22 protein-coding genes and 1 pseudogene are annotated in these 26,792 nt (G+C 48.2%); 8 read left to right on the forward strand and 15 right to left on the reverse strand.

What is annotated here, in order from left to right; all coding sequences use genetic code 11:
* Window positions 1-24: 24 nt before the first annotated feature.
* Genes PV407_RS15125 through PV407_RS15145 form a run of 5 tightly spaced genes read right to left on the reverse strand, consistent with a single transcriptional unit; the run spans window position 25 to window position 5,162 of the window.
* Window positions 25-1,311: an ABC transporter ATP-binding protein gene (locus tag PV407_RS15125; RefSeq protein ID WP_332090761.1), complete on the reverse strand. Its 1,287-nt coding sequence runs from the start codon at window positions 1,309-1,311 to the stop codon at window positions 25-27.
* Complete coding sequence (locus tag PV407_RS15130; RefSeq protein WP_332090762.1) at window positions 1,311-2,084, reverse strand: ABC transporter permease; 774 nt, start codon at window positions 2,082-2,084, stop codon at window positions 1,311-1,313. Before PV407_RS15130 ends, PV407_RS15125 begins: the two co-directional genes overlap by 1 nt.
* 32 nt (window positions 2,085-2,116) lie before the next feature.
* On the reverse strand, window positions 2,117-3,058 hold the full coding sequence (locus tag PV407_RS15135) for a GDP-mannose 4,6-dehydratase (RefSeq protein ID WP_332090763.1): 942 nt from the start codon (window positions 3,056-3,058) through the stop codon (window positions 2,117-2,119).
* Between the two features lie 13 nt (window positions 3,059-3,071).
* Window positions 3,072-4,046, reverse strand: coding sequence for a GDP-mannose 4,6-dehydratase (gene gmd / locus PV407_RS15140; RefSeq protein WP_332090764.1), 975 nt, complete (start codon window positions 4,044-4,046; stop codon window positions 3,072-3,074).
* A 39-nt stretch (window positions 4,047-4,085) separates the two neighbouring features.
* On the reverse strand, window positions 4,086-5,162 hold the full coding sequence (locus tag PV407_RS15145) for a mannose-1-phosphate guanylyltransferase (RefSeq protein ID WP_332090765.1): 1,077 nt from the start codon (window positions 5,160-5,162) through the stop codon (window positions 4,086-4,088).
* 333 nt (window positions 5,163-5,495) lie between these two features.
* Between PV407_RS15145 and PV407_RS15150 the strand changes: the two genes are divergently transcribed.
* From PV407_RS15150 to PV407_RS15180, 7 genes are all read left to right on the forward strand, one after another.
* Window positions 5,496-6,722: a glycosyltransferase family 4 protein gene (locus tag PV407_RS15150; RefSeq protein ID WP_332090766.1), complete on the forward strand. Its 1,227-nt coding sequence runs from the start codon at window positions 5,496-5,498 to the stop codon at window positions 6,720-6,722.
* On the forward strand, window positions 6,661-7,755 hold the full coding sequence (locus tag PV407_RS15155; protein ID WP_332090767.1) for a glycosyltransferase: 1,095 nt from the start codon (window positions 6,661-6,663) through the stop codon (window positions 7,753-7,755). The genes PV407_RS15150 and PV407_RS15155 overlap by 62 nt, the downstream gene beginning before the upstream one ends.
* A gap of 94 nt (window positions 7,756-7,849) precedes the next feature.
* Window positions 7,850-10,333 (forward strand): O-antigen ligase family protein, encoded by a 2,484-nt coding sequence (locus PV407_RS15160; RefSeq protein ID WP_332090768.1) that lies wholly within the window; start codon window positions 7,850-7,852, stop codon window positions 10,331-10,333.
* Window positions 10,334-10,477: 144 nt separating this feature from the next.
* A complete protein-coding gene (locus tag PV407_RS15165; protein ID WP_332090769.1) occupies window positions 10,478-12,277 on the forward strand; it encodes an S-layer homology domain-containing protein in 1,800 nt (599 codons plus the stop codon).
* A gap of 281 nt (window positions 12,278-12,558) precedes the next feature.
* A complete protein-coding gene (locus tag PV407_RS15170; RefSeq protein ID WP_332090770.1) occupies window positions 12,559-14,163 on the forward strand; it encodes an S-layer homology domain-containing protein in 1,605 nt (534 codons plus the stop codon).
* 180 nt (window positions 14,164-14,343) lie between these two features.
* The gene (locus tag PV407_RS15175; protein WP_332090771.1) at window positions 14,344-16,017 is read left to right on the forward strand and encodes an S-layer homology domain-containing protein; all 1,674 of its coding nucleotides are present in this window, start codon (window positions 14,344-14,346) and stop codon (window positions 16,015-16,017) included.
* Between the two features lie 281 nt (window positions 16,018-16,298).
* Entirely contained in the window at window positions 16,299-16,514 is a 216-nt protein-coding gene (locus PV407_RS15180; RefSeq protein WP_332090772.1) for a hypothetical protein, read from the forward strand.
* 227 nt (window positions 16,515-16,741) lie between these two features.
* On the opposite strand, the gene PV407_RS15185 is transcribed toward PV407_RS15180, so the two are convergent.
* The 9 genes from PV407_RS15185 to PV407_RS15225 all read right to left on the reverse strand — a co-directional run bounded on the left by PV407_RS15185 (window position 16,742) and on the right by PV407_RS15225 (window position 23,926).
* Complete coding sequence (locus PV407_RS15185; RefSeq protein WP_332090773.1) at window positions 16,742-17,185, reverse strand: hypothetical protein; 444 nt, start codon at window positions 17,183-17,185, stop codon at window positions 16,742-16,744.
* A 337-nt stretch (window positions 17,186-17,522) separates the two neighbouring features.
* Window positions 17,523-19,154, reverse strand: a complete 1,632-nt coding sequence (gene groL / locus PV407_RS15190) for a chaperonin GroEL (RefSeq protein WP_332090774.1) — start codon at window positions 19,152-19,154, stop codon at window positions 17,523-17,525.
* Between the two features lie 107 nt (window positions 19,155-19,261).
* Entirely contained in the window at window positions 19,262-19,543 is a 282-nt protein-coding gene (gene groES / locus PV407_RS15195; RefSeq protein WP_332090775.1) for a co-chaperone GroES, read from the reverse strand.
* A 220-nt stretch (window positions 19,544-19,763) separates the two neighbouring features.
* Window positions 19,764-20,525 (reverse strand): twin-arginine translocase subunit TatC, encoded by a 762-nt coding sequence (tatC, locus tag PV407_RS15200; RefSeq protein ID WP_442951666.1) that lies wholly within the window; start codon window positions 20,523-20,525, stop codon window positions 19,764-19,766.
* A gap of 77 nt (window positions 20,526-20,602) precedes the next feature.
* Window positions 20,603-20,896, reverse strand: a complete 294-nt coding sequence (locus PV407_RS15205) for a twin-arginine translocase TatA/TatE family subunit (protein WP_332090776.1) — start codon at window positions 20,894-20,896, stop codon at window positions 20,603-20,605.
* Window positions 20,897-20,943: 47 nt separating this feature from the next.
* Complete coding sequence (locus PV407_RS15210; protein ID WP_332090777.1) at window positions 20,944-21,966, reverse strand: molybdopterin-binding protein; 1,023 nt, start codon at window positions 21,964-21,966, stop codon at window positions 20,944-20,946.
* Window positions 21,967-21,969: 3 nt separating this feature from the next.
* A complete protein-coding gene (locus tag PV407_RS15215) occupies window positions 21,970-22,458 on the reverse strand; it encodes a MogA/MoaB family molybdenum cofactor biosynthesis protein (protein ID WP_332090778.1) in 489 nt (162 codons plus the stop codon).
* A gap of 90 nt (window positions 22,459-22,548) precedes the next feature.
* A complete protein-coding gene (gene moaC / locus PV407_RS15220) occupies window positions 22,549-23,037 on the reverse strand; it encodes a cyclic pyranopterin monophosphate synthase MoaC (protein ID WP_332090779.1) in 489 nt (162 codons plus the stop codon).
* A 268-nt stretch (window positions 23,038-23,305) separates the two neighbouring features.
* The gene (locus tag PV407_RS15225; protein ID WP_332090780.1) at window positions 23,306-23,926 is read right to left on the reverse strand and encodes a 5-formyltetrahydrofolate cyclo-ligase; all 621 of its coding nucleotides are present in this window, start codon (window positions 23,924-23,926) and stop codon (window positions 23,306-23,308) included.
* A 347-nt stretch (window positions 23,927-24,273) separates the two neighbouring features.
* Between PV407_RS15225 and PV407_RS15230 the strand changes: the two genes are divergently transcribed.
* Window positions 24,274-26,262 (forward strand): ABC-F family ATP-binding cassette domain-containing protein, encoded by a 1,989-nt coding sequence (locus PV407_RS15230; protein WP_332090781.1) that lies wholly within the window; start codon window positions 24,274-24,276, stop codon window positions 26,260-26,262.
* Here PV407_RS15230 and PV407_RS15235 read toward each other — a convergent pair.
* Window positions 26,232-26,792, reverse strand: a pseudogene (locus tag PV407_RS15235) (hypothetical protein); the annotation flags it as partial. The gene PV407_RS15230 and the pseudogene PV407_RS15235 sit on opposite strands and share 31 nt — an antisense overlap.

Consider the following 26,792-nt stretch of genomic DNA (forward strand, 5'->3'; position numbering starts at 1 on the left):
CTCGCCCCTATCAGTATGATAGACTTACCTAACTTCCCAGTTATAATCTATAGAAAAGAATCCTACCGCTTTATCATTTGATACAACTGAGAAATCCATATAAAATTTTATAAAGTCTAAAGCTCTGTGATCTCCATCGACAACTGCGACATTAAGTTTGTAATTGCCTGTTAAAAGACTACATTGCTTTATTTTGAACTTAATAGTTCCTGTTTGATCTATGTTATTTAATTTCATTTTTCCAATTTGTGTATTATTTCCATAAAGAAGAATCTTATCAGACGAATAAAATCCCATTCCAAAAATATACTCTTTTTGCGGCACGTTAACTTTATAATCTATTTCAATGACAACTGCTTCGCCAGCAGAAATAACATTGGTGGGTTCACCTTTATGATTTATTATTCTTGCTTCTGTAATAATTACTTCCTTGGAGCCCCATCTTACATCTTCTGAAAATTGAATATTTTCTTGAGAAATCATCGAATCTAAAGCTGCATCGACCTTTTCACTATCGTGGCTATTGCTATTTGTCATTTCTTCTAGATATTCTTGTTGCCTTTGTTCAACAAATTTTTTATGCATATGCTGAGTATATAGATTCACAATTCTATCCGGTTCACCTTGTTCTATAATGTGGCCTTGATCCATCCATACTACCTTATCGCAAATTTTCTCTATTGTCCCTAAGTCATGTGCAACTATAACAATGGTTGCTCCACTTGCTTTAAAACCTTCGATTTTGTCGAAACATTTTTTTTGAAAGTTAGCGTCTCCTACAGATAAAATTTCATCAATCAAGAGAATTTCAGGGTTTACATTAATGGCAACAGAGAACGCTAATCGCATATACATCCCTGATGAATACGTTCTTACCGGATTTTCAATAAAATGACCCAATTCAGAAAATTGAATGATTTCATCAATTTTCGAATCTATTTCTTTCCGCGATAATCCAAATATCGAAGCATTAATATAAATGTTCTCCCTACCCGTAAAATCAGGATGGAAGCCTGCACCTAGTTCAATTAGGCTTGAAATCCTACCTCTAACGTCGATATGACCGCTATCAGGGTATAAGATTTTTGTTATGAGTTTCAAGAGTGTACTTTTGCCACATCCATTATGACCGATTAATCCTACCGTTTCGCCCTTCTTAATATCCAAACTAACATCACGAAGGGCAAAGAAGTCACTATATTCGTTACTTCGTAACTTCAAAAACTTTTCTTTCAAAGTTACTGGTTTATCGCGATAAATTTTAAATGACTTACTAACATTTTTTATAGATATTACATTTTGATCATTCATTACAGATCCTCCGCGAAGGTCTTTTCACTTTTAGTAAAAATAAGCACCCCTATTAGTAATAATGCTACACCAACTAATACAGAGTACGCTAATAGGCCCCAATTAGGCTGAGTCCCATAAAGAAGAACATTTCTAAAAGATTCAATAATTGGAACCATTGGGTTATATCGAATTAGTTGAGCAATGTGTTCAGGAAAAATACTGATAGGAAAGACAATCGGGGTTAAATAGAACCAAACAAAAGTTACCACCCCTACAATATGCTCTAGGTCTCTAAACTTAACGTAGAGCGCGGATAATATAAAAGCCAGACCTACAATAAAGATAAACTCTATCAATATAATGATAGGAAGCCAAAAGACATTAAGCGTCAAATGAACTCCTGTCAGTAAAAGGGCTGCAAAAACGATAACTAAACCATAAATATAGTTCATAAGGTTAGTGCAGACGACTGATAGAGGAAGAATTATTCTCGGAAAATAGATTTTTTTTACTAAATTCGCTCCTGCTGTTATGCTTGTTGTCGCCCCTTGAACGGATGAAGTAAAAAAAATCCATGGCAATAAAGCAACAAAGAGAAACATTGGGTAGTTTTCCTGTTGTACTCTTAATAAGTAAGGAAATACAATAGAGTAAACAATCAATTGCAGTAATGGGTTAATAAATGTCCATAAAAAACCGAGAAACGACCCTTTATATCTTGAACGCAAATCTCTGCGAACTGTGTTAACCAGCATCTGTCTGTAACTAATCAGTTCTTTCAAATTATCCAACATAATAGTTTCCTTACCACCGATCTAATATGTCATTTATAAAGTATACTTTTCCAATAGAGGTATACATCTTTCAGACTGGTTTCTAGCGGGATGATAGGCTCCCAGCCAGTTGTATGGACTAATTTATTATTAGAGCCATAATATTCTTTAACATCGTTTGGCCTTAATTTCTTTTCATCAACTTTAATTTCAATCGATCTTGATGAGTACGACACAAGTGTATTAAGAATCGTTTGTATTGATATACTTGCTCCTGAACATATATTGTAGATATGTCCGGACTCACCCTTTTCGTATAATAATCGATATGCATTTACTATATCTCTTACATCAGTAAAATCTCGTTTGCTGCTTAAATCCCCTACATACAAGGTTGGTTCAGCATTACCATGTTCAATATCTACTATTTGTTTTGCAAAATCGCTTGTAACAAATCCCAGCGTTTGTCCAGGGCCTAAATGATTAAAGGCTCTAGTGTGAATAATATTTAATCCGTGGAATTTGCTGAAGTAGGTAATTACTTGGCTAACAGCAAGCTTAGAATGTCCATAAGGGTTCATTGGATTAGCTACTTCTTCCTCTAAAATAGGAAGGTTTCTAACTAATCCGTACTCTTCAGACGATCCTGAAGAAATTATCTTTACATTATTTTTAAACGAACAGCTCTTTATTGCTTCAAATAACCCGATAGCATCCATTACATTAGATTGATATGTTTCTTGAATGTGATCCCATGAATATTTTACCGAACTTTGTCCGGATAAATGAAATATAGCATTTGGTTTTAGCTCCTCTAATACATCTACAATTTTACGAGGTTGCGAAAAATCTAGTTCAACGATTTTTTCACCTGAAGAAATTCGGGTGGAACACTTACGCGTTCCACCCCATACTTCATATCCGTTTTCTATTAAATTTTGCTCGAGATGACGCCCTACAAAGCCAGTAACCCCAGTTATTAGAGCTCTCATTGGAAATGCTCCTTTAATTTTTAATTCTAAGTGTATTTCGGGCTAAATCGCTATCAACCATCATCTTAACCAATTGTTCAAATCCTACTTCAAGTCTCCATCCAAGCTTTTGCTTTGCTTTCGAGCAGTCGCCTAATAACAAATCCACTTCAGCAGGGCGGACAAATTTAGGGTCAATAACTACATAATCTTTCCAATTTAAGCCAACGTGTGAGAAGGCGATATCGACAAGTTCTTCAACAGTGTGCGTCTCCCCGGTAGATATAATAAAATCATCCGCTTTTTCTTGTTGAAGCATTAGCCACATAGCCTTTACATAATCTCCCGCAAAGCCCCAGTCACGTTTAGCATCAAGATTCCCCATACGAAGCTCTGATTGTAGTCCCAATTTTATTTTTGCTACTGTATCAGTTACTTTTCTGGTCACAAACTCAACTCCGCGACGCGGAGACTCATGATTAAACAAAATACCGGAACATGCAAACATATCGTAGCTTTCTCGGTAATTTACAGTAATCCAATGTCCATATACTTTAGCTACGCCGTACGGGCTCCGGGGATAAAATGGAGTTGTTTCTTTCTGAGGCGTTTCAACCACTTTTCCAAACATTTCGCTGCTGGAGGCCTGATAAAACTTTGCATCCGGCTTCATTAACTTTACAGCTTCAAGCATATTTGTGACCCCGATAGCTGTCAACTGACCTGTTAGCACTGGCTGCCCCCAGGAAGTGCCGACAAACGATTGTGCAGCAAGGTTATAAACTTCATCAGGATTGGATTGTTTCACCGCTTGAAGCAAAGAACCTTGATCTAACAAATCTCCTTCAATAAATTCGATTTCGTTAACGAGATGTTCGATATTTTCTAAAATTGGCGAGCTTGTCCTTCTTCTCAGACCATATACTTTATATCCTTTTTCAAGAAGAAGTTCAGCCAAATAGGAGCCATCTTGACCCGTAATGCCTGTAATCAATGCTTTCTTTACCATTTCCAAACTCCTCTGCTAAATTAATAGAGTTATATAAAGTTATAAGTATTTCTCCATCTTCTGTTCACGTAATTCTTTAAGCAGTAATTTGACTTCTTGCGCTTTGTCTTTAGAACATATTAAAGTAACATCTTCGGTATCGATTATAATAAGATCTTCAATACCTAGTGTAGCAATTAGTTTTCCATTACTTTCGATAATGCATCTTTTCGTATCCAAATTTAAAATATTGCCTTTAATTACATTGCCATTATCGTCTCGTTCGTTAATTCGATCCAATGCTGTCCAACTTCCAACATCATCCCAACCAAATACACAAGGAATAACATATATATTATTGGCCTTCTCCATAATACCGTAATCGATCGATTGATCCGGCATTTTTATAAATTCTTTCTTAACGATCTCTTCTCTGTTCGAATTTTTGAAGGCCGACTTCATTGTTTCCAATACATCGTGCATATCAGGCATCAAATCTTTAATGTATTGTCTAATAACACTTGTTTTCCATACAAATATACCGCTATTCCAATAATAATTTCCTAGTTCTAAGTACGACTTTGCTCTTTCATAGTCTGGTTTTTCCACAAATTTATTTACCCTAAATACTTCCATTTGGTTTAATTCAATCATTTCCTTGCTGCTTTCGATATAACCATATCCTGTTTCCGGATATGTAGGCTTTATACCAAGCGTAACTAAGTTATTGTCTTTCTGTGCGACTTGAACCGCTGTTTTGATAATCCTCGTAAATCCATCTTCATTTTCGATAATATGGTCAGATGGCAGCACTACCATCGTGCTTTGCGGAAATTTTTCTTCGATAATAATAGAGGCCAAGCCAATACAAGGAGCCGTGTTTCTTCCAATGGGCTCTATTATAATGTTGTCTAAGGGCAAATTTGGTAGTTGGGCTCGAATAAGTTCCGCGTAAAGTTCGTTCGTTACAATAAAAATATGAGTAATATCAATCATTCTTTCAAGTCTGGATACAGTCTGTTGGATCATAGATTTTGATCCAGAGATGTTTAAAAATTGTTTTGGTAAGTTTGTTCTACTTTTGGGCCAAAATCTTTCGCCTTTTCCACCTGCCATAATAACTGCTGTAACTGTCACAAAAATAACCTCCAGTGAAAATTCAACACTTTATTTATGTTTTTTATTAGTATTTTTCTGTAATTGATTGAATTTATAGTACACTAAAGGAAAGGCAAAGATAGGAAACTACTCTTTCGTCTATATCTGTTATAATCATAACAAGAGTTATCCTCACTTCAACCGCTTAATATTTACCAGACTCGACGGATCTTCGTATTGCATGTTTAGAACGGAAACCATCATTAGTTATTTTAGCAGATGTACTGAGCTAAGTGTGATTAATTTTCCTATTTTGTCTAAAAACCAATAATTTTGTTGTAGATAAACTAAATAATGCGAGGAGTTTGTCGAGTGAACATTTTTCTTGATGCCCAACCTTTGCTAGGAAGCAAATCCGGAGTTGCTCGATATATCGACTGCCTTTATAGCGAATTGAGTACGCACCATAACTCAAATGTATACTTAGCATTCAATAGAATTATTAAAGGAATTAATTTGACTGATATCACTGACAGGAAGCCAGGTCGGATAATTAACCAAAGGTATCCCTATAAAGTAATAAGAAGGTTATTAAATCCAAATTTCCTATATGATTTCCCTTATGATTTTTTCAAGTTTAAAAAAGCGGACATTTTCCATGGAACGAACTTTACACATAATGCAACCAGAAAAGGTAAGAGTATTATAACGATTCATGACTTGGCTTTTCTAAGATTCCCTGAAACTACTAGTGAAAAAATCTATAAGCATCATAGCAAATGGGTACCTTATAGCGCTCGCAAATGTGACCATATCATCGCAGTGTCTGAACAAACAAAAAATGACATCGTAGAGTTACTTCGAGTTCCGGAATATAAAATTTCTACCATTTACTCTGCTGCGGATACACGTTTCTTTAAATTACCGGAACCGCAGTACTTTCCCGTTATTCAACACTATCAGCTACCCGAGCGATACATTTTATTCGTAGGCACAGTGGAACCAAGAAAAAATTTGCTCGGCCTTTTGAAATCTTACTTAATCTTCAGGAAAAATTCAGCTCTGTCTGATAAACTCGTTATAGTCGGAGCCAAAGGCTGGAAATACTCGCCTATCTTTGATTTTATAAAGGAAAACAATCTTGAGTCGGAAGTCATATTTACGGGCTATATAGAGGACGAACATTTGCCGGCCATTTATAATGGAGCCACACTTTTTGTAATGCCCTCGATCTATGAAGGATTCGGGATACCGATTCTGGAAGCAATGGGCTGTGGCGTTCCCGTTATTGGATCCAACGTCTCTTCTATACCCGAAGTTATCGACTCATTCGGGGTAATGGTTTCACCTACCGACTATGAAGGATGGGCCGCTGAAATACATCGATTCTTAAGCGACGAGTCTTTACGAAATAAGTACTCTAAGCTTTCCTTAGAACGTGCCAGCCACTTCTCGTGGAAACGAACGGCCGAAGCAACCAAGCAAGTTTATATAGATGTTTTGAATTCCAACTTACCGGTAAGTAAGGGGCTATCTTATGAAAATAGCGTTAGTGCACGATTACCTCAATCAGTACGGGGGAGCGGAACGAGTACTTGAAGTTTTTATGGAGATGTTTCCGGATGCTCCGGTATATACCCTTATAGCGAATTTATCAAAGATGCCTGAAAGATTCAAAGAAGCCGATATTCGCACATCTTTTATACAAAGCATTCCTTTTTCTAAAAATCATTATAAAAAAATGCTGGGTCTGTTCCCTATAGCCGTCGAGCAGATGGATTTAAGAAATTACGATCTTGTCCTTAGTTCATCCAGCGCGTTTGTCAAAGGCGTCCTTACAACGCCGTCACAAATTCACGTATGTTACTGTCACACGCCGATGCGATATGTTTGGGATCTGTACCATCAGTACATGCAAGAAATCACAAATCCTGTTTTCTCAAGAGTGTTGCCGTACATCCTGCACAAGGTCCGAATTTGGGACCAAGTCAGCTCCCAAAGACCGGATTATTATATTAGCAATTCCCATAATGTATCGAAACGCATTCAAAAGTACTACAATCGGAATAGCCATGTCATTCACCCGCCTGTTTCATTTAGTCAAACGGGTTTGCTTGGAGAGAGTGAAGACTTTTACCTTATTGTTTCCAGGCTCCTTCCTTACAAAAGAATCGATTTGGTCATAGAAACGTTCAATCAACTGGAGTGGCCTTTGGTTATTATTGGAGACGGTTATGATAGACAAAGGCTTGAAAGGCTAGCCGGCCCTACCGTTAAAATGTTGGGTTACCAGTCAGACGCCGTAATCCATGAGCACTACTCGAAGTGTAAGGCTTTTATTCTGGCCGGAGAAGAGGACTTTGGCATAACGCCTCTCGAAGCCCAAGCGCACGGAAAGCCGGTTATCGCCTTCGGTAAAGGAGGAGCGTTGGAAACGGTTAAGGATGGCGTCACAGGCGTTTTTTTCGATGAACAGACTGTTGAAAGTCTGATTCAAGCTCTAAACCGACTTCAAAACCTTAACCTTAATCCGGCTGCTATCCGCGATCATGCCGATAGTTTCAACGAAAACCGTTTTAAAAAGCAGATCATGGATTTTATTCACGATGCGCTGAGTGCAAAGAGCCGATAGTATCCTCCATAAATCTTTATTCTTTCTTTTATAATTCCGCTTTGATAAAATCATTGTCGTATAAAGGAGAAGAGAAACGAGGTAATTTGACAAAATGAGTCGACCGGTATATGGCAAAAGTACTAATACGAAAACGCGTCTCGAGAATAATGAAACATCTTCTATGCTTTACTGGCTCACGCTATTTTTTGTCGTGTTCTTTATGTTTTTCTCGGCATTTCAAACGGCATTATTCAATGGCGAGTCGAACCAAGTCTACGCGGTGAACTCATTTGAGCGGCCGATCATTACCGCGGTTCTTTGGTGCTCGATCATTCTGCTTTTGGCTGCGATTTTTTTCTTTAATCGATGGAATTTGAAAAACCGTGCGGATTTGCTTTCGCTGTATGTTTGGTTAATCCCCCTGGCATACGTACTTTCTTCTTTTACTGCTGCGTCGTCGCATTTATCGACGAAAATGATGTTGCTTGAAATTATGTACGCCACGTTTTTCATTTTAGGTATCTATTTGACCCAAAATAAATGGGGTAATGCCATCCTTGTTAACTCCATTATGATCTGCGGATATGCCGTTGTGATTTACGGGATACTTAATTTGCTCGGCAACGCTTATTCCAGAGATGGAGTTATGTTGACCGATCAAGGGTTGCGAATGACCTCCGTGTTTCAATATGCCAATGCTTATGCAGCATTTTTGATGGCTTTGCTTTTCGCGGGGCTGTATCTTCTCATTCATTCGCGTTCTTGGTCTGCCATTATTCTGCATAGCGTGATGCTGGTACCGATTTTGCTGTCGTTTTTTCTTACGCTTTCGCGCGGCGGGCTTGTTGTATTGCCAGTCATATTGCTTCTGGTATTGCCCTTCATATCGCTTAAGAAGCAATTGCTATTCCTCCTCTATTTGGTCTTATCGGCTCTCGCATCCCTAGCCATTACGGATCGAATGGACGCATTAGGCAATGACATTGTGAAACGGGTTCTGGCAACTCGTACGGGAGCGGATCAGGTTACGCTGCTGAGTCTGTCCGATCCGAAGGTGCTGCAAGGCTGGACTACCTTCCTTATTGCAACTTTAGGGCTCGCAGCGATCGTTGTTCTTATTCAAAAATTTGCGGCGGAACGTTTTCTTGATAAGCCGATATCCTGGTTATCTTTCAAATACTCGGCATTTGTATTGCCGCTCGTCGCTCTTGTTGTTGGATTAATCGGCGCTTATATTTTGCTCAGCGATTCTCCGATTCGCAAAATGCTGCCGGATACGTTGGAACAACGGATCGACAATATTAATTTCGAGCAGCATAGCGTTTTGGAAAGAGCCACCTTTTATAAAGATGCCTTTAAGTTGATCAAAGATCATCCGGTTCTCGGCGCAGGCGGCGGCGGTTGGGCGGCTTTGTACGAAAAATACCAAAACAACCCGTATACGAGCCGACAAGCGCATAACTTCTTCCTGCAATTCTGGATTGAAGTCGGGACGCTTGGAATTCTTATTTTGGCCATCTTCCTGTTATATATTTTTTACCAGTACATTCGTAATTATATTAGAGGAAATGAATCCTCTCGTACGGATAAATTTATCTTCTACATTATCGCTCTTTCTTTGCTTGTCCATAGTGCAATCGACTTCGAAATGAGCTATGCCTTTATCGCGGCGCTTGTGTATCTTTGTTTAGGCGGGATGGCTTCCGGCCTATCTTCTGACGAACTATCTTTTGCAAAACGTCCCTTGCTCACTAAAGTGCGGATTGCCTATCCACTAGTTCTTGGCGCTGTAGCCGTTGTAGCCTTTATTATGTCCGCCATCCAATTTAGTGCAAATAACAAATATGCGTTGTCGCTCAATAATGCAGCAGCCCAGAAGCCGCTTCAGGACGTTATGACTCCTTTGAACGAAGCCTTGAAACAGAAACCGGATCATCCGGACTACGTAGCAACAAAAGTGGGATTTCTAACGCAATTATATTCTCAAAACAAAGACGAGAATTTTTTCAATGAGGCCATTCAATTACTGCAGCATACCAAACGCTACGAAACAAATAACAAAATACTGTTTGGGCAAGAACTTCAATTGTATACGTTAAAAAACGATCAGGCGAAGATCATGGATCTTATCCAAGTAGGTCTGCAAAAATTCCCATGGGATAACTCTTTGTACGAACAATCTGCTACTTTAAACCTGATGCTCTACGATCAGACAAAAGCATCAAACAAAACGTTAGCCAATTCATATGCCGATAAAGTAATTGAAGCGTATAATACCGTCGTACAAAAAGTGAAGCATCTGGAAACTTTGCCGAAGGGACAACTGCAAGGTGCAACTTTTGTCATGACTCCCGACATTTTATCCGCAGCTGCACAAATCTATATCGCTCGCGGCGACAATGCTGCTGCTGAAAGTATATTGAAAGGTTCTATAGGCGGTAATCTCGATGATGCCAAAACGCAATTGCTTGTCAGATTATACCTGGTCTCAATCATGAAACAAGGAAAGGCAGATCAGGATCTTTATAACAAATTGATTGCCAAAAAGCCCAACGAACAGGCCGAAATCGACAAAATGCTAAAAGCCGCGCTATAATGCGCGGCTTTTCGTTTTTTTCAAATATTAGATATTTCCAAAAGTTCTTCCATCCAGTAAAATAGATTAGCAGAGGAGGTGAGTACTTAACCTATGTTAATACAAAATTCAACAAAAAATAATAGAGAAAGGAGGAACCCATATATGTCCAAGCTGACGATGAAAAAGGTTTCGCAACTACTGGCTGCGGTTTTGTTGATCTCCATGTTGATGCCGATCGTTGCAATTGGTGCCCCTAGAATCAATGCGACATTTGACGGTAAAAATGTGTCCGGATCGGTTTATTCGGATACATATAACTCTGCCGGTGTTTCGGTAAGCTTCTTTTCGCCAGACGGTACCTTGCTTGGAGTTGTGCCAGCCGTGTACGTATCTGATAGCGTATATGAATGGAACTTCTCGTCCATTTCCGACTCCGCCTACGAATATGTCACGCTAGTGTATGGCGGCGTATCCCAAGCAGTTTACGACTCTAAGGCACCTGAATGGGGAACTGGAAACTTGACCGCTTCAGGCGTGACTCAAACCTCCCTGAAGTTAAACTGGCCGACTGCGCAAGATAACAATACCGTTAGTTACAAAGTATACCAAGGCTCTGCAGTATTGGGTACGGTAACGGGCCAAACGTATTATAACGTTTCTAACCTTTTATCTTCCACCACGTACTCCTTTAGCGTATATGCTGTCGACTCGCTCGGCAACGCATCGAAACCGTTGAATACTTCTGCTACTACAGGAAGTTATGGAGGCGGTATTGGCGGTCCTGGAGGCTCCACCAACCCGACCAACTCCGACGGATCGATCAATGTAACGAACGGTCAAGTTGATGCAACTACGTTGAAGAACGCTTTTGCAAACAAAGCCGAGGTTACTTTGGTAGTTAAAGGCGAAACAGTGACGATTCCGGTCTCCGCTCTTGTAGATGCTGCGAAGAAATCGGGTTCGACTCTTATCATTAAGGGCGATAATGGTACCTATGTGCTCCCGCTTTCTTTGTTCAATCTTGATGCATTGGCAAAAGAGCTCGGCGTTGCTGTCGGCGATCTGAAGATCACGGTTAGCATCAAAAAGCTTTCCAGCGATGCAGCAAAACCGGTAACGGATGCTGTAGCAGCAATCGGCGGTAAAGTAATTGCAGAATCGGTCGATTTCAGCATCACGATCGAAGGAAAAGACGGCAAGAAAGTCAGCTTCAATTCCTTCAACGATTATGTGAAGCGTTCGATTCCGTTGAAATCGAAACCTGGTAAAAACGCCACTGTCGTTCTGTATAACCCGGATACGAAAACGCTCAGCTTCGTACCGAGTTCGCTTTCGGATACAACAGCCGAATTTTACCGTACGGGCAATAGCGTGTACACGGTCGTTGAATACAGCAAAACGTTCAGCGATATCGCCGACCACTGGGCGAAAGACGAGATCGAACTGCTTGCAGGCAAGCTGATCGTGGACGGTGTTACCAGCACGACATTCCAAGCGGACCGCAACATTACCCGTGCAGAGTTTGCGGCACTGGTCGTTCGCTCCCTTGGCCTGACTCCTGTAGCAGGCGGCGCAAAATTCAGCGACGTGAAGTCGTCCGACTGGTTTGCAGGTACAGTTGGAGCCGCTGTCTATGCAGGTATCGTTAACGGCTATGAGGACGGTACGTTCCGTCCGCAAGCGCAAATTACTCGCGAAGAACTGGCGGCTATGGTTGTCCGCGCTTACGAGTTTGCAGATGGTAAAGTTGCGATCGACCAAGCTTCGATTACAAAAGCTTTATCGAAATTCAGCGATTCCGACAACATCGTTTGGGGTCAAAGAGAAGTTGCAATTGCGTTGTCTACCGGTTTGGTAAATGGCATGACGGATACGACTCTTGAGACTGACAGTCAAGCTACCCGCGCTCAAGCGGCTACGATGCTGAAACGGTTCTTGTCGAAAGTGGGATTCATTGACTAATTTTTCCTGATCAATGCCTCGCTATTCCTAACGGAATATGCGAGGTTTTTTTCTTTTCAAAATCTTCGTCGTTGCTCATATTTTTAAGTCCGTTTTTCTTTATATTTCATATATGGAATTTTTCTTCCAACCCCCTTATTCTTGTTCCATATGATCGAACATATATATTTAGGGAAATGGAAGGTGGCAATATTTGAAAAGGAGGTGAGCTGAACATGAATGGGCCAAGCCTATTCCCAAGCAAGCTAAAGAGAAAGAAAGAGGAAAGGAGCGGGAGACACTTGTCGAATAACAAAACGCTGCTCAAAAAGACATCCAGTTTTCTAGTTGTCCTTATGATTATATCCATGCTTGTTCCGGTACTGGCTTCTGCGGCTATGTACTTTAACGGTACGTTTAACTCTAATGGAGTAGTTTCCGGTCAAGTATATTTTGATGGTGAAGTTGGGGATGCCGTATACGGTAAAGACGATGTTAAACTTTCTGTGTACGGGACAGGCGGTCAACTAATCGATGTTGTCACCGTCACATATGACTCTTACAGCGATGGAAAGTCTTACTACAAGCTCCCTAATAACACGGTAATTCCTTCTGTGTATAGCGCAGTGTACTTCCAATACAGTGACGATGACATAACTGACAAAACAACCGTTATTAACCGTCAACCCGCACCTCCGACAGGTTGTACGTACTGCGGCGGCGGCTGGGGTGGCGGCGGCGGTGGCTCCTCCAGCAGCGGTGATACGATCACAGCCTTAAACGGAACCGTTACTGCGAGCGAACTGAAGAGCGCGCTGGAGAAGTACACGACGGTAACGATCAAAGTATCCGGCGATCATGTATCGATTCCGGTATCCGGTCTGTTGAACGCTAAAGAAGGTTCGATCCTGAAGATCGTGACTGATCACGGAGCCTACTTCCTTCCGCTCGATGCATTCGATTTCGAAGCTTTGGCGAAATCGGTAGAGTCTACGGTAAACGATCTGCTGCTGAATGTCGACATTAAAAAGCTTTCGGGCGATGACGCGAAAGCGGTCGCCGACGCGGTTGCCGCACTCGGCGCCAAATCGCTTGCCGATGCAGTCGATTTCGGATTGTCGGTTGAAGGCAAAACCAACGGCAAAAAGGCATCTATCGATTCGTTCGATCGTTATGTGAAACGCGCACTTCCGTTGACCGGCACAGCAGCTCAAACGGCTACCGTCGTCATGTACAACCCGAGCGACAAAAAGCTCAGCTTCGTACCTGGCACGATCTCCGAGACGGAAGCCGAGTTTTGGCGGAACGGCAACAGCGTATATACGGTAATCGAACTCAGCAAATCGTTTAACGACATCAAATCGCACTGGGGACAATCGTACATCGAACTGCTCGCCAGCAAGCTGATTATCGATGGCGTGACGGATACGACGTTCGAACCGGATCGCAACATCACTCGAGCCGAATTTGCGGCACTGGTCGTTCGTTCGCTGGGCCTGAACACGGTATCGGGTACGACTTACTTTAACGATGTAAGCTCCAGCAGCTGGTATGCGGGTGTTGTCAATGCGGCAGCGAAAGCCGGCCTGGTTGACGGTTACGAGGATGGCTCTTTCCGTCCTAACGCGCAAATCACTCGCGAAGAGCTCGCCGCAATGGTTGTTCGTTCGTATGAATATGCGGGCGGCAAAATTGAAGTTGACGCTTCCACGCAATCCCAAGTTTTGTCCAAGTGGACGGATGCCAACAAAATCGTATGGGGTCATCTTGAAGTCGCCAAAGCGGTTAAAGCGGGACTGATGGACGGTATGACCAATACGACGCTGGAAACGTACGGACAAGCTACCCGTGCTCAAACGGCCGCTATGCTGAAACGTTTCCTGTCCGAAGTCAATTTCATCGACTAATCGATTCGAACTAGCTGAAAACCTTGTCTTCCCTAGTTGGAAGCAAGGTTTTCTTTTTTCTCGTTTTTCGCCATTGTTGTTTCGAAAGTAATTCTATTGGTTAAATGGTAGTGGTACTTCTATGAAAGGAGGTGAACTTAAGGCGAAATGAGTAATGATTCGAAAAGGAGCGAGACCGTAATGTCCAAGTTTCATTTATTGAAAAGAGCTTCCGTTTTTGCTGCCGCACTATTACTAGTATCGATGCTCGTTCCTGTTTTGGCTTCCGCGGCCATCGTCGTGAACGGTTCGTTTGCGAGCGACGGCAAATTATCCGGACAAATCCGTTTCGACGGTACGGTTGGCCAAGCTGTCTATAACCAGCCGACAGTGACGCTTGGCGTGTATACCGCAAACGGTCAACACCTCCAAGATGTGACTGTATCGTACGCCACTTATGAAAACGGCGTATCGGTTTATACGATTCCGGATGCTACCGTAATCGATTCCGTATACGATGCCGTCTACTTCAAGTATGGCGCAAACGAGGTAAGCGGAATGCTGTACCGCGAACCGGATAACTCCAATCCCGATCCGGGGGATGGAGGAAGCTCCGGCGGCTCCGGCACGGATGGCAGCGGTGGCGGCTCATCCGGCGGCACTGGAGGCGGAAGCGGAGAAGGCAGCGGCGGAAGCGGCAATAACGGCTCCGGTCAACCCGGCGACGTTAGCGACACGATCGATGCGGTAGACGGTACCGTAGATGCCGATAAGCTGAAAGCGGCGCTGGCCAAATACACGGAGGTTACGATCAAAGTAACGGGAGATAATCTTTCCATTCCGGCTTCCGCCTTGGAAGGCGCAAGGGCAAAATCCCTTCTTCATATCGTAACCGATCACGGCACTTACCATCTGCCTCTATCCGCATTCAACCTGGAGGAGCTGGCCGACAAAATCAATTCCGAGATAGCCGACATGAGCATTCATGTAGGCATCAAGGTACTAACAGGCAGTGTAGCTGAAGCCGTAACGAAGGCAATTGCAGCGATCGGAGGCAAGGCGCTCTCTCCGGCATACGAAATGAGTTTTTCAGTAGCCAATAAAACCGGCGTTAAAACGAACATCCCTAACTTCGATATGTACGTAAAACGGGATATTCCGCTTACGACGGCACCGACGCAATCCGCTACGATCGCTCTATACAATCCGGATACGAACCTGCTTAGCTTCGTTCCGGGATCGATCTCGTCGACAAAAGCAACGTTCTGGCGGACCGGCAACAGTATTTATACCGTTGTCGAATTGAATAAGCAGTTTGCCGATATTGCGTCGCATTGGGCGAAAACGGATATCGAGCTGCTGGCAAGCAAACTCATCGTCGAAGGGATGAGCGAAACGTCCTTCGCACCGGAGCGCAGCGTTACCCGCGCTGAATTCGTAGCGCTCGCTACGCGCGCATTCGGGCTCGTCGACGTAAACGACGGCACATACTTTTCCGACGTGGGGCTGGGCAGCTGGTACTCCGGTATGATCGCCGCAGCGGCCAAAGCCGGAATTATTAACGGCTACGAGGATGGTACCTTTCGTCCGAACGCGCCGATTACACGCGAGGAGCTTGCCGCCATTATCGTCAGAGCCTACGCTTATGCCGGCGGGCAAATCACGGTTGACTCTTCCGAGCAATCGAAGCTGCTCTCTCGTTACGACGATGCGAACGAAATCGTCTGGGGGCATAAAGAAATTGCAAAAGCAATTTCGAAAGGCTTTGTGCAAGGAATGACAGACGATACATTGGAAACATACGCAACAGCGACACGGGCTCAAACCGTAGCCATGCTGAAGCGAGTGCTGTCGACCCTGGAATTTATCGATTAAGGGCAGGGCCATCAGCGTCTCCTCGAGACGACTGGTGGCTTTTCTATCTCTCTCAAGAAACAGAGATCTGTCGAATATCGCCAAAAACGATCGCTTATAGTAAAATAGATGGTAGAAAGGCTGAAAGGGGGCGGACATACGTGAGCGACCAATTGCTGAACCAAATTTTGATCGAATTGAAAGGAATCGGAGGACGGCTAGATCGGATCGAAAACCGATTGGACGGCCTAGAATCTCGGTTGGATCGTGTTGAAACTCGACTGGATAGCGTAGAATCTCGATTGGATAGTTTGGAAACGGAATTCAAACAATTCCGCGAGGAAGCCCGGACCGAGTTCCAAATCTTAAAAGGCGGACAAAAAGGAATCCGTTCCGAGATCACGGATCGGTTCGGAGAAGCGAAAAACGAAGTGATCGCCCAACAGTTCAGCATCGAAATTTTGAACCGGGAGCAGTTCAAAATGAAAGCCGACATCGAGATGCTCAAAAATCGGTAAAACAGTGCCGCCAGAGACCGGATATTGCACATAGGATGATGAAACATGATAAACTTCACGATATACTTGCTTGAGATTAGAAAAAGGCGTCGCGAATTCCAAATGAATTTGCAGACGCTTTTTCTATATTAAAAATCTAGTGCTTCTGCGTCTGCTAACGGCGTTAATGAAGGCCCTTGCACTTGTGCAAGGGCTGAATATTTCCTGTTAAGTATCCGAATCGACTATTAACCTTCAGATTCTGGTACAATCCAGAACCAGGCATCATCAATGCCGTTTTGTTCGTAAACGCCAGTACTTGGATTATAATGATAAGTTAATATCACAACCTGAATATCCGTAAACCTAGGAAGAGAATTCCACAAATAAGCAGACAATATAATATGGCCGTAATTGGAGCCCGGCGGGATACTGGAGTACAGCGGTTGGATTCCGGTATCTGTTGAGCTGAATGGTGACGTAATAATCATACGATAATGTGTAGTATTGGATGGATGCAGCCAGTTAAAGATTTGATCGGTATTACCCTCCATTGCTGTCGGACTAGTCTTCGTACCTTCCGGGTTCGTCATCCTAGTCGAGAAATCTGCAAAAGCTGATGAAGTAAAACTAAGAACAAGGACCAGAGCCAGTAGGATTGTGGCAATAGAACGCTTTTTCAAAAATCTCATTATAAAACACCCCTATACCGAAATTGTAGATAATCCGTTGGCCAACGACTCTACAAGAATGATTATACTATAATTACATATATTTACATGGTAAAATATAACTATATACGAGCAAAAAATGTCATATACATTGATAGTTCCTTAAATTTGCAAAAAAAAGCATTGCCTATTCAATTTAAAACTCGTTGTATAACCGGAAAAGTAACAGCAATTCCGCACACCGCAATCTCCGGCGTCAATATCAACATATATTCCTTAGTCTTGGTTAATCGGAAACGTAAAAAAGAGGCCCTCTGAGAGGACCTCTACTTGATATTTAAGGGTTCTTGAGCGGGGATTACATCATGCCGCCCATACCGCCCATGCCGCCCATATCCGGCATTGCAGCGGCTTTTTCTTTTTCTGGCTTGTCGGCGATGACGGCCTCGGTGGTGAGGAACATAGCCGCAACGGAAGCTGCGTTTTGCAGAGCGGAACGCGTCACTTTGGTCGGGTCGACGATGCCGGCTTGGAACATGTTGACCCATTCGCCGGTGGCCGCGTTGTAGCCGATGCCTGCCGCTTCTTTCTTGATGCGGTCGACGATGACGGAGCCTTCTTGGCCTGCGTTCGTAGCGATGATGCGAATCGGCTCTTCCAGAGCGCGCAGGACGATGTTAACGCCCGTTTGCTCGTCGCCGGACGAAGAGATCGCGGCTACCGCGTTGTAGACGTTCACGAGAGCCGTACCGCCGCCGGAAACGATACCTTCTTCCACAGCAGCGCGAGTGGAGTTCAGGGCGTCTTCGATGCGCAGCTTGCGCTCTTTCAGTTCGGTTTCGGTTGCAGCGCCGACTTTGATAACGGCTACGCCGCCGGACAATTTAGCGAGACGCTCTTGCAGCTTCTCTTTGTCGAAGTCGGAAGTCGTTTCTTCGAGCTGAGCGCGGATTTGAGCGACGCGCGTGCCGATGTCTTTCTTGTCGCCTGCGCCGTCGACGATAATCGTGTTTTCTTTGGATACGCGAACTTGGCGAGCGGAACCGAGCGATTCGACCGTCGTCGATTTCAGGTCGAGGCCGAGCTCTTCGGTGATCACTTGACCGCCGGTCAGGGCCGCGATATCGCCGAGCATCGCTTTGCGGCGGTCGCCGAAGCCAGGAGCTTTAACGGCTACGCAAGTGAACGTACCGCGCAGCTTGTTCACGACGAGCGTCGCCAAAGCTTCGCCGTCGACGTCTTCCGCGATGATGAGCAGCTGACGTCCGGATTGAACGACTTTCTCGAGCACCGGCAAAATGTCCTGGATGCTGGAGATTTTTTTGTCGGTAATCAGGATATACGGATTGTCGAGAACGGCTTCCATTTTGTCCGTATCGTTAACCATGTAAGCGGACAGGTAGCCGCGGTCGAACTGCATGCCTTCGACAACTTCCAGTTCGGTCACGAAGCCTTTGGACTCTTCTACGGTAACGACGCCGTCGTTGCCCACTTTCTCCATCGCTTCGGCGATCAGCTGGCCGAGCTCTTCGTCGGCTGCGGAGATTGCGGCGACTTGGGCGATCGATTGTTTGCCTTCGATCGGCTTGGAAATTTTCGCAAGCTCTTCGACAGCGGTTTTAACGGCTTTCTCGATGCCTTTGCGGATTACCATCGGGTTAGCGCCGGCCGTTACGTTTTTGAGGCCTTCGCGGATCATCGCTTGAGCGAGAACGGTAGCGGTCGTCGTTCCGTCGCCGGCGACGTCGTTCGTTTTCGTAGCGACTTCTTTAACAAGCTGAGCGCCCATGTTCTCGAACGCGTCTTCGAGCTCGATTTCTTTGGCGATCGTTACGCCGTCGTTCGTGATCAGCGGGCTGCCGAATTTTTTCTCGAGTACGACGTTGCGCCCTTTCGGTCCGAGCGTTACTTTAACCGCGTTAGCCAAAGCGTCGACACCGCGGAGCATTGCCCGGCGAGCGTCTTCACTGAATTTGATTTCCTTAGCCATGTATCGGATACCTCCCGAATTGTTTTGGTGGATCACAAGGCAATTCCCAAATGTTGCTTAAGTATAGTTTACCGGTTGCAGTGCACGCTAAAGAAAACGGCGTTTTCTTAGGACAATACAGCCAGGATGTCGCTCTCGCGCAAAATAAGCAGTTCTTTGCCCTCGAACTTCACTTCGGTGCCGGCATATTTGGAGAACAGAACGCGGTCGCCTTCTTTGACTTCCAATGCGATGCGTTGTCCGTCTTTCAAGTGGCCGCTGCCAACGGCAACGATTTTGCCTTCTTGCGGCTTTTCTTTTGCCGAGTCCGGCAATACGATACCACTAGCTGTAGTCTCCTCCTTGGCAATAGGTTCAAGAACTACGCGATCACCGAGCGGTTTGATCATGAGAAAACTGCCTCCTTCGATTAAAGTGATTGGGATTGAAGGTTTGTTAGCACTCGATTGTGGTTAGTGCTAATAACAATATTTATATTAATCATTTCACGGGTGCTTTGCAAGTATTTTTGACGCATTTCATAAAATTTTAATCGCTCCCGTTTTTTCCACACCTTGGCTATTGTATCCGCGCCCGCTCCCTTCTATTCAAAAAAAGGGAACACTCCGTTTAGGCCTGCTCCGCTTCGCTGAGCCACTGCTTGTCCTGTTCCTGCTGAACCTTGTAAATTTTCGCCGACAGCATAATGCTGATCTCGTACAACAGGATCATCGGCACGGCGACCAAAATGTCGGAGATGAAGTCCGGCGGCGTCACGAACGTCGCGATGACGACCAGCACCAAGTAAGCGTACCGGCGCAGCTTTTTCAAGCGGGCCGGATTGAGAATGCGCAGCTTCGTCAAAAACATGACGACGACCGGCAGCTCGAACAGAAGCGCCATCGGAATCAATATATTGAACATAAACGAAAAGTATTGCGCGGCGCCGTACGTTTCCGTCAAGCTCAAGCTTTTCGTGACCGTCGACGTAAAATAAAACGCCATCGGGAAAATGACGAAATAGGCGAACGACAACCCTAGCAAAAAGAGCAGAACGGCTCCCGGAATATAGCGCAGCGTCGCTTTCTGCTCATGCTCGTGCAAGCCCGGCTTGACGAACAGCCAAATTTGCGTCAAAGCGAAAGGAAGCGTGACGACGAGGCCGATGGCGAACGAAAACTGCATATACAGCCGAATCGCATCCCAGGGGGAAAACGTATTCAAAGAGACAATGCTCGAAGCCGGCTCCGTATGCATTAAATAGACGATGATGGGCTTGGCCGCAAAAAAGCCGCCGATCATTGCCACGACGAGGACGGCGACAACCCAAATAAGCCGTTTGCGGAGCTCGGTCAGATGCTCAACCAAGGATGCCGTATGTTCTTGCACCAACTTTCACCAACCTCACCGTTTAAATGGGGGCGGCGGTTGCGCCGCGGGTCTTCCCGGTCGATTCGGACTCCCCCGGCTCAGTCGGGGAGTCTTTTGTCGGCGCTCGGAGCGGGAGCGGCTTGGGCTTGCGCCCCGGACGATGCTTGAACGACCGGCTGCTGCTCCGTCTTGGCCGGTTCCAGCTTGGCGGCGGGCTCCGCTTTCGTTTCTTTGCCGTCCGTGACGTCTTCCATAATTTCTTTGGCTCCGTTTTTGAACTCGCGCAGCGTGCGGCCGAAGGCGCGGCCGAGCTCGGGCAGCTTGCTCGGACCGAACAACAGAAGGGCCACCAAAATGATCAAAATGAACCCGGTTGCGCCGATGTTAGGCATGTCAATTCCCTCCTAAAATGAGTTGGCCTTGCGTTATTCCTTTTCCCCTACCCTCTATCCGCGAACAAGCCGCCGTAGCCGAGCCGGGTAATCGCTTGACGCTCGATCGTTTCGCCCGCACATATTCGCGGCAGCAAAACGTCGAACACGGTAAATTTGTCATGCATGACGCTGCCGGGCAATCCGACAACCGGAATGGCGCCCAAATAGGCGACCAGCAGCATCGAGCCGGGCAGCATCGGCGTCCCGTGGCTGACGATGCGCGCACCCGCCTGCTTGATGGCGCCCGGCGTGCGGTCGTCGGGGTCGACGGACATTCCGCCCGTTACCAAAATCAGGTCGACCTGCTGCTCCTCGAAATATCGAATGTGCCCCGCGATTTCCGACGCGTCGTCCGTGCTGAACCGCTGCTCGGCTACGAACGAACCGAAAGCCTCCAGCTTCTTCCGGACGACGGGGCCGAATCGGTCTTCAACCAGTCCATTATACACTTCGCTGCCCGTCGTGATGAGGCCGGCCCGCATTGTTCGAAAAGGTTTCACCGATATGGGGCCTTCTCCCAGATGGCGTTCGCGCCACTCGCGAGCCAGCCGTTCGACGGCCTCCACCTTCTCCTTGGCAACGATCAGCGGAATCGCCCGCGTTCCGGCGACCGACTGCCCGCTTGAGACGACCGTATGGCTCGGCAGCGTCGCCATCGCCAGCTGGTCGATGGAGTTGACTTCGTCGATGAACGACCGGTCGATCATAGCGAGTCCCCGGATCGCCGACTTGAGCAGCACTTTCCCTTCGCCCGGTCCGAACGGCTGCAAGTTCGACCCGCAAGCCGCCTGCGCCATTCGGATCGCCGCGTCGTCCTCGTGCACGTCGCCGTCGCCGAGCTCGAGCACGTAAATGTGCTCTTTGCCGATCCGCTTCAGCTCGGGGATATCTTCCTCGCGGATCAGATGACCTTTGCGGAACGCGATTCCTTTAAATCGGCCGGGATCGATGCGCGTCAAGTCGTGGGCGAGCGGCAGCCCGACCGCATCGTCGACCTTCACTTCCCGAAGCACGCTCTCCCTGCCCATCGGTCACTCATCGCCCCCTTTGCCCCGAATTTGCGCCAGCGCCGCGGGCAGCTGATCCATGACGGCCGCCATGCACTCATGAACTCCTTTCGGGTCGCCCGGGAGATTGAGCAGCAGCGTTCGGCCGCGTATGCCGGAAACGCCCCGGGTCAACATGCCCATTCCGGTTTTCTGCATCAGGGCGGCGCGCATCGCTTCGGCAAAGCCGGGCGCCTGGCGGTCGATCACCTCAAGCGTCGCCTCGGGCGTAACGTCCCGCGGTCCCATTCCGATGCCGCCGGTCGTCAAGATCAGATCGGCTTTGTAATAGTCGGTCATTTCAATCAACGCGGCGATAATTTCGTCGCTCTCGTCCGGAACGATCCGGTATTCGATTATGTCCCCCTGCAGTTCTTCCTCCACGAGTTCGCGAATCACCTGTGCACTGGTGTCTTCCCGTTCGCCGCGAGAACCTTGGTCGCTTGCCGTTAAAAGGCCAACTTTCCAGCGCATCAGCGTTTCCCTCCCCAGTTTCGAACTACGTCGGCGGCATTCCGGCAATCTGCATGCCGGATGAAAGCCCCGCATGCCGCTTAACGACGTTTACGTTTCACTCCGCGAAAAATCGCCGCTTTTGCCGCCCGTTTTGGCGAGTAGAACGGTCGGTCCGATGCTCATCTCTTTTTCGAGCGCCTTGCACATGTCGTATACGGTGAGCGCGGCAGCCGAAACGGCCGTCAGCGCCTCCATCTCGACGCCGGTCTGCCCCCTTGTCTTGACGGTCGCTTCGATCACCAGCTCGTTCGCACCGTTGTCGGAAAAACGGATATCGATTCCGGTCAGCGGCAGCGGATGGCACATCGGAATCCAGTCCGACGTTTTTTTGGCGGCCATGATGCCCGCCACCTGGGCGACGGCGAGCACGTCGCCTTTCCCCGCCTTGCCCTGCTTGATGACGTCCAGCGTAGCCGGCCGCATCGTTACGGTCGTGCGGGCGGTCGCCGTGCGGTTCGTTTCCGCTTTGCCGGAAACGTCGACCATTCGGGCGCGGCCTTCGCCGTTAAAATGAGTGAGACCGGACGAGTCCGTCATCCCGTCACCCCTCTTTCGTTCAAACGTTGCATGAATAGGCCTGGTTCAAAAATAAGTTTCGGAACTTGTCGGCGTCAGGCAGCGGTAAAATGCTGTTTCGTGCAGCGGCTGTTACGGTTTTTTTATAGAAGCGCGATTCACTCACGCCGGTTCTTTTCACTTCGACACTCGAGGGGCCATGTCCTTTTTTTGCTTCCTAAAGAAAAGATAAATTCCGGATTGTTTCCGTACGGTTCGGTCCTCCGCACGCCGGCGCTCTCCGAAAGCTTCAGTCGGACCGGGCGATCGTCCACCCGCGCCGTTCCGTCACGACGGCGTCCACGCGAAAATCATGGTCGTCCATCGGCACCTGCGGGACGATCTGCACGTCGAAAGCGATCGCCAGCTTGAACGGCTCCCGGCCGGCATTTTCGTTGCATCTGCGCACGAATGCGTCGTAATAGCCTCCGCCGTAGCCGAGGCGGCCTCCTTCGGGATCGAAGGCGAGTCCCGGAACGAGCATCACGTCGATCTCCGACAAGTCGGCGAGCACCGGAGCGAGCATTCCCGGCTCGCGGATGCCCCATTTGCCGGCTTCCAGATCGTCCATCCCCCGAATGACGTGCAGCGACATCAGCTTCCGGTCGGGGATCACTTTCGGCGCGACGACGCGCCCTCCCCGTTCCCAGCACCAATCCATCACGGGCGTCACGTCAAGCTCCGTGCGAAACGGAACGTAGCTGAACAGCGTAAACGACCTGTCCGTGACGAGGCTCCGGCGCTCTTCCAGCATCCGGATCGCTTCGCGGCAGGCGGTCGCCGAATATGCGGCGCGCTCCGCTTCGGCAAGCGACGCTCTCGCCGCTTCGGCCCGTTTGCGCAGCTCGGATTTCAGCGCTTTTGCGGTCATCGTTTTTTCCTTCTTTCTGGCTGCTGTGCGACCATTTCGTATTCAGTTTATCATACAACCGGCGGGAAGAAAAAGCGGCGTCCGGAGCCGTTTTGGCCTGCTGCGTGCCGGTTTCTCCCGTTCGGAAAAGCATGGTGACGTCGCCGTCGCTCCGATCGGGTCCGACCTGCCTGCATTTGCCGGACGCCCGTCCCGCATCGTCCGAACGTTCGCTTCTATAGAAACTGTCATTTTACAAAAGACGGTCCCATCGGTAAACTTGGGTTATACCGGGATGCGGGCCCGCGCTTGCTGAAGCGCGGCCGACGCTCCCGCAAACAAGCATCATTTCGGAGGAAGACGCGGACATGCTTTTGCAAGTAAACGGACTCGGCAAACATTACGGCACGACAACGGTGCTGTCGAATATAAACATGCAAATCCAGGAACGCGACCGGATCGGCCTAGTCGGCGTAAACGGCGCGGGCAAATCGACGCTGCTCAAAATTATCGCCGGCGAGCTTTCGGCGGACGAAGGCGACATATTCCGCTCCAAGGAGACGCGCATCGGCTATTTGGCGCAAAACAGCGGGCTGCAGTCGGACCGTTCGATCTGGGACGAAATGATGGGCGTTTTCGCCGATCTGCTCGAAGCGGAGCGGGAGCTGCGCGAGCTCGAAGCGCGCATGGCCGATCCCCGATTGGCCGAGAACGGGAAAGCGTACGAGGATGTGCTGCACCGGTACTCGGTCAAATCGGACCAGTTCCGCGAGCGGGGCGGGTTCCGCATCGAAACCCGCGTGCGCAGCGTGCTGCACGGCATGGGCTTCGGATCGTTCGATCCGGCGACGATCGTACGGACGCTGAGCGGCGGGCAAAAGACGCGGCTGGCGCTCGCCAAGCTTTTGCTGCAGGAGCCCGACCTGCTCATGCTGGACGAACCGACCAACTATTTGGATATTCCGACTTTGACGTGGCTCGAAGATTATTTGCGCGGTTATGCGGGCGCGGTGCTGGTCGTTTCGCACGACCGTTTTTTCCTCGATGCGATGACGAACGTCATTTACGAAATCGAGCGCACGCGCTGCAAGCGGTATACCGGCAACTATACGCGGTATATGGAGCTGAAGGCGGCCGAATACGAGATCGAGCTGAAGCATTACGAAAAGCAGCAGGAAGAAATCGCCCGCATGGAAGATTTCGTCCGCCGCAATATCGTGCGAGCCACTACGACGAAGCGGGCGCAAAGCCGGCGCAAGGCGCTCGAGCGAATGGAACGGCTCGACAAGCCGGCCGGCGAGCTGAAACGGGCGTCGTTCCGGTTCGAAACGGAGCGGCAATCGGGCAAGGACGTGCTTCGCGCGCAAAACTTGTCGGCCTCATACGACGGGACGCGGGTGCTGTTCGAGCGCGTCTCCTTCGAGCTTCGGCGCGGCGATATGGCCGCCCTGATCGGTCCGAACGGGATCGGCAAATCGACGCTGCTCAAAATTTTGACCGGCCAAAAGAAGCCGGACGCCGGCACGTACGACTGGGGGACGAACGTGACGATCGGCTATTACGATCAAGAGCAGCAAGGACTGAACCCGGACCATACGGTGCTCGAGGAGCTGTGGAGCGAGTATCCCCATCTGGAGGAAGTGCGCATCCGCACCGTGCTCGGAAGCTTCCTGTTCAGCGGCGAAGACGTGCTGAAAAAAATCGCTTCGCTCAGCGGCGGCGAAAAAGCGCGCGTCTCGCTCGCCAAGCTGATGCTGAAGCAGGCGAACGTGCTCATCCTCGACGAGCCGACGAACCATCTCGACCTGTTCAGCAAAGAAGTGCTGGAGGCCGCTTTGCTCGATTACGAAGGCACGCTGCTGTTCATTTCCCATGACCGTTATTTTTTGAACAAAATGGCGGACCGGATGCTAGAGCTGCATGCCGGCGGCATCGACGATTATTTGGGCAACTACGACGACTATGTCGAGAAAAAGCGCGAGCTGGCCGCGTTCGAGGCCGAGCGTTCCGCGGAGGCGGCGACGGGCAAATCCGCCGCGGCCAAAGCGTCGGGAGCCGCTTCGGCGGGGGCCGCCGTCCGGGACGGCGCAATCGCCGCCGATACGGCGGCCGGGCCGAGAGATTACGAGGCGGAAAAGCAGCTGAAGCGCGAGGAACGGGGCCGTCAGCGGAAAATCGAGCAGCTGGAGCAGGCGATCGAAGCGGCCGAAGGCGAAATTGCCGCTTTGGAGGCCGATCTGTTGAACCCGGACGTGTACAACGACTATGTCGCGGTGCAGAAGGTAAACGCCGACCTCGAAAGCAAAAAGGCCGAGCTGGACCGGCTTTACGCGGATTGGGAGCGGCTGTCCTCCTGAAGCCGGAGCAGCAGCATCGGTACGGCGGCATATACGATCATCGTCCCCGCCGCCACGATGCCCGAATCGTTGAACGCCAGCGCCGCGACGGCGCCGACGGCGATCGCGATGAAGCCGTTCATCAAATGCGGGTACCGGCTTTCCCAGCGCCGAAACGCGCCCTTCGGGCGGACGACGGCGACGGCCATGACGAGCAAGCCCGCGGCGAGCACTTTCGTCCACGCCGATACGCCGATCAGGTGCGCGTTCATTTGCAGCTTGCGCACGATCAGCGCCGCGATCCAGTCGAAGCGGCCGTCGCCGAGCGCGTTCATCGCCCGCCCGATGTGGCTTTGCCGGCCGGCGTCCGCGGGAACGGCGCCGTTCAGCAGCCACAGCGCGGCGAAGCCCGCGCAGACGAGGACGGCGCAGACGAGCGCGAGCGGCGCCAGGCGGCCGCGGCGGAAGATGCCGCCGGCGAAGCTGCGCAGCCACGCGACGCCGAAGGCGACGGCCGCCGTGACGGCGCCGCCCGCGTTCGTGCCGAGCCG

The sequence above is a fragment of the Paenibacillus sp. GYB003 genome, from assembly GCF_036577625.1.
Lineage (GTDB): Bacteria > Bacillota > Bacilli > Paenibacillales > NBRC-103111 > Paenibacillus_AB.

What these genes read in the sequence shown, in the direction of transcription:
- PV407_RS15185 (WP_332090773.1), bottom strand. Translation starts at nt 17,185, where the DNA reads ATGAGATTTTTGAAAAAGCGTTCTATTGCCACAATCCTACTGGCTCTG.
- PV407_RS15135 (WP_332090763.1), bottom strand. Translation starts at nt 3,058, where the DNA reads ATGAGAGCTCTAATAACTGGGGTTACTGGCTTTGTAGGGCGTCATCTC.
- groES (WP_332090775.1), bottom strand. Translation starts at nt 19,543, where the DNA reads ATGATCAAACCGCTCGGTGATCGCGTAGTTCTTGAACCTATTGCCAAG.
- PV407_RS15215 (WP_332090778.1), bottom strand. Translation starts at nt 22,458, where the DNA reads ATGCGCTGGAAAGTTGGCCTTTTAACGGCAAGCGACCAAGGTTCTCGC.
- PV407_RS15165 (WP_332090769.1), top strand. Translation starts at nt 10,478, where the DNA reads ATGTCCAAGCTGACGATGAAAAAGGTTTCGCAACTACTGGCTGCGGTT.
- PV407_RS15160 (WP_332090768.1), top strand. Translation starts at nt 7,850, where the DNA reads ATGAGTCGACCGGTATATGGCAAAAGTACTAATACGAAAACGCGTCTC.
- gmd (WP_332090764.1), bottom strand. Translation starts at nt 4,046, where the DNA reads ATGGTAAAGAAAGCATTGATTACAGGCATTACGGGTCAAGATGGCTCC.
- PV407_RS15125 (WP_332090761.1), bottom strand. Translation starts at nt 1,311, where the DNA reads ATGAATGATCAAAATGTAATATCTATAAAAAATGTTAGTAAGTCATTT.
- PV407_RS15205 (WP_332090776.1), bottom strand. Translation starts at nt 20,896, where the DNA reads ATGCCTAACATCGGCGCAACCGGGTTCATTTTGATCATTTTGGTGGCC.
- PV407_RS15155 (WP_332090767.1), top strand. Translation starts at nt 6,661, where the DNA reads ATGAAAATAGCGTTAGTGCACGATTACCTCAATCAGTACGGGGGAGCG.
- moaC (WP_332090779.1), bottom strand. Translation starts at nt 23,037, where the DNA reads ATGACGGACTCGTCCGGTCTCACTCATTTTAACGGCGAAGGCCGCGCC.
- groL (WP_332090774.1), bottom strand. Translation starts at nt 19,154, where the DNA reads ATGGCTAAGGAAATCAAATTCAGTGAAGACGCTCGCCGGGCAATGCTC.
- PV407_RS15210 (WP_332090777.1), bottom strand. Translation starts at nt 21,966, where the DNA reads ATGGGCAGGGAGAGCGTGCTTCGGGAAGTGAAGGTCGACGATGCGGTC.
- PV407_RS15225 (WP_332090780.1), bottom strand. Translation starts at nt 23,926, where the DNA reads ATGACCGCAAAAGCGCTGAAATCCGAGCTGCGCAAACGGGCCGAAGCG.
- PV407_RS15230 (WP_332090781.1), top strand. Translation starts at nt 24,274, where the DNA reads ATGCTTTTGCAAGTAAACGGACTCGGCAAACATTACGGCACGACAACG.
- PV407_RS15175 (WP_332090771.1), top strand. Translation starts at nt 14,344, where the DNA reads ATGTCCAAGTTTCATTTATTGAAAAGAGCTTCCGTTTTTGCTGCCGCA.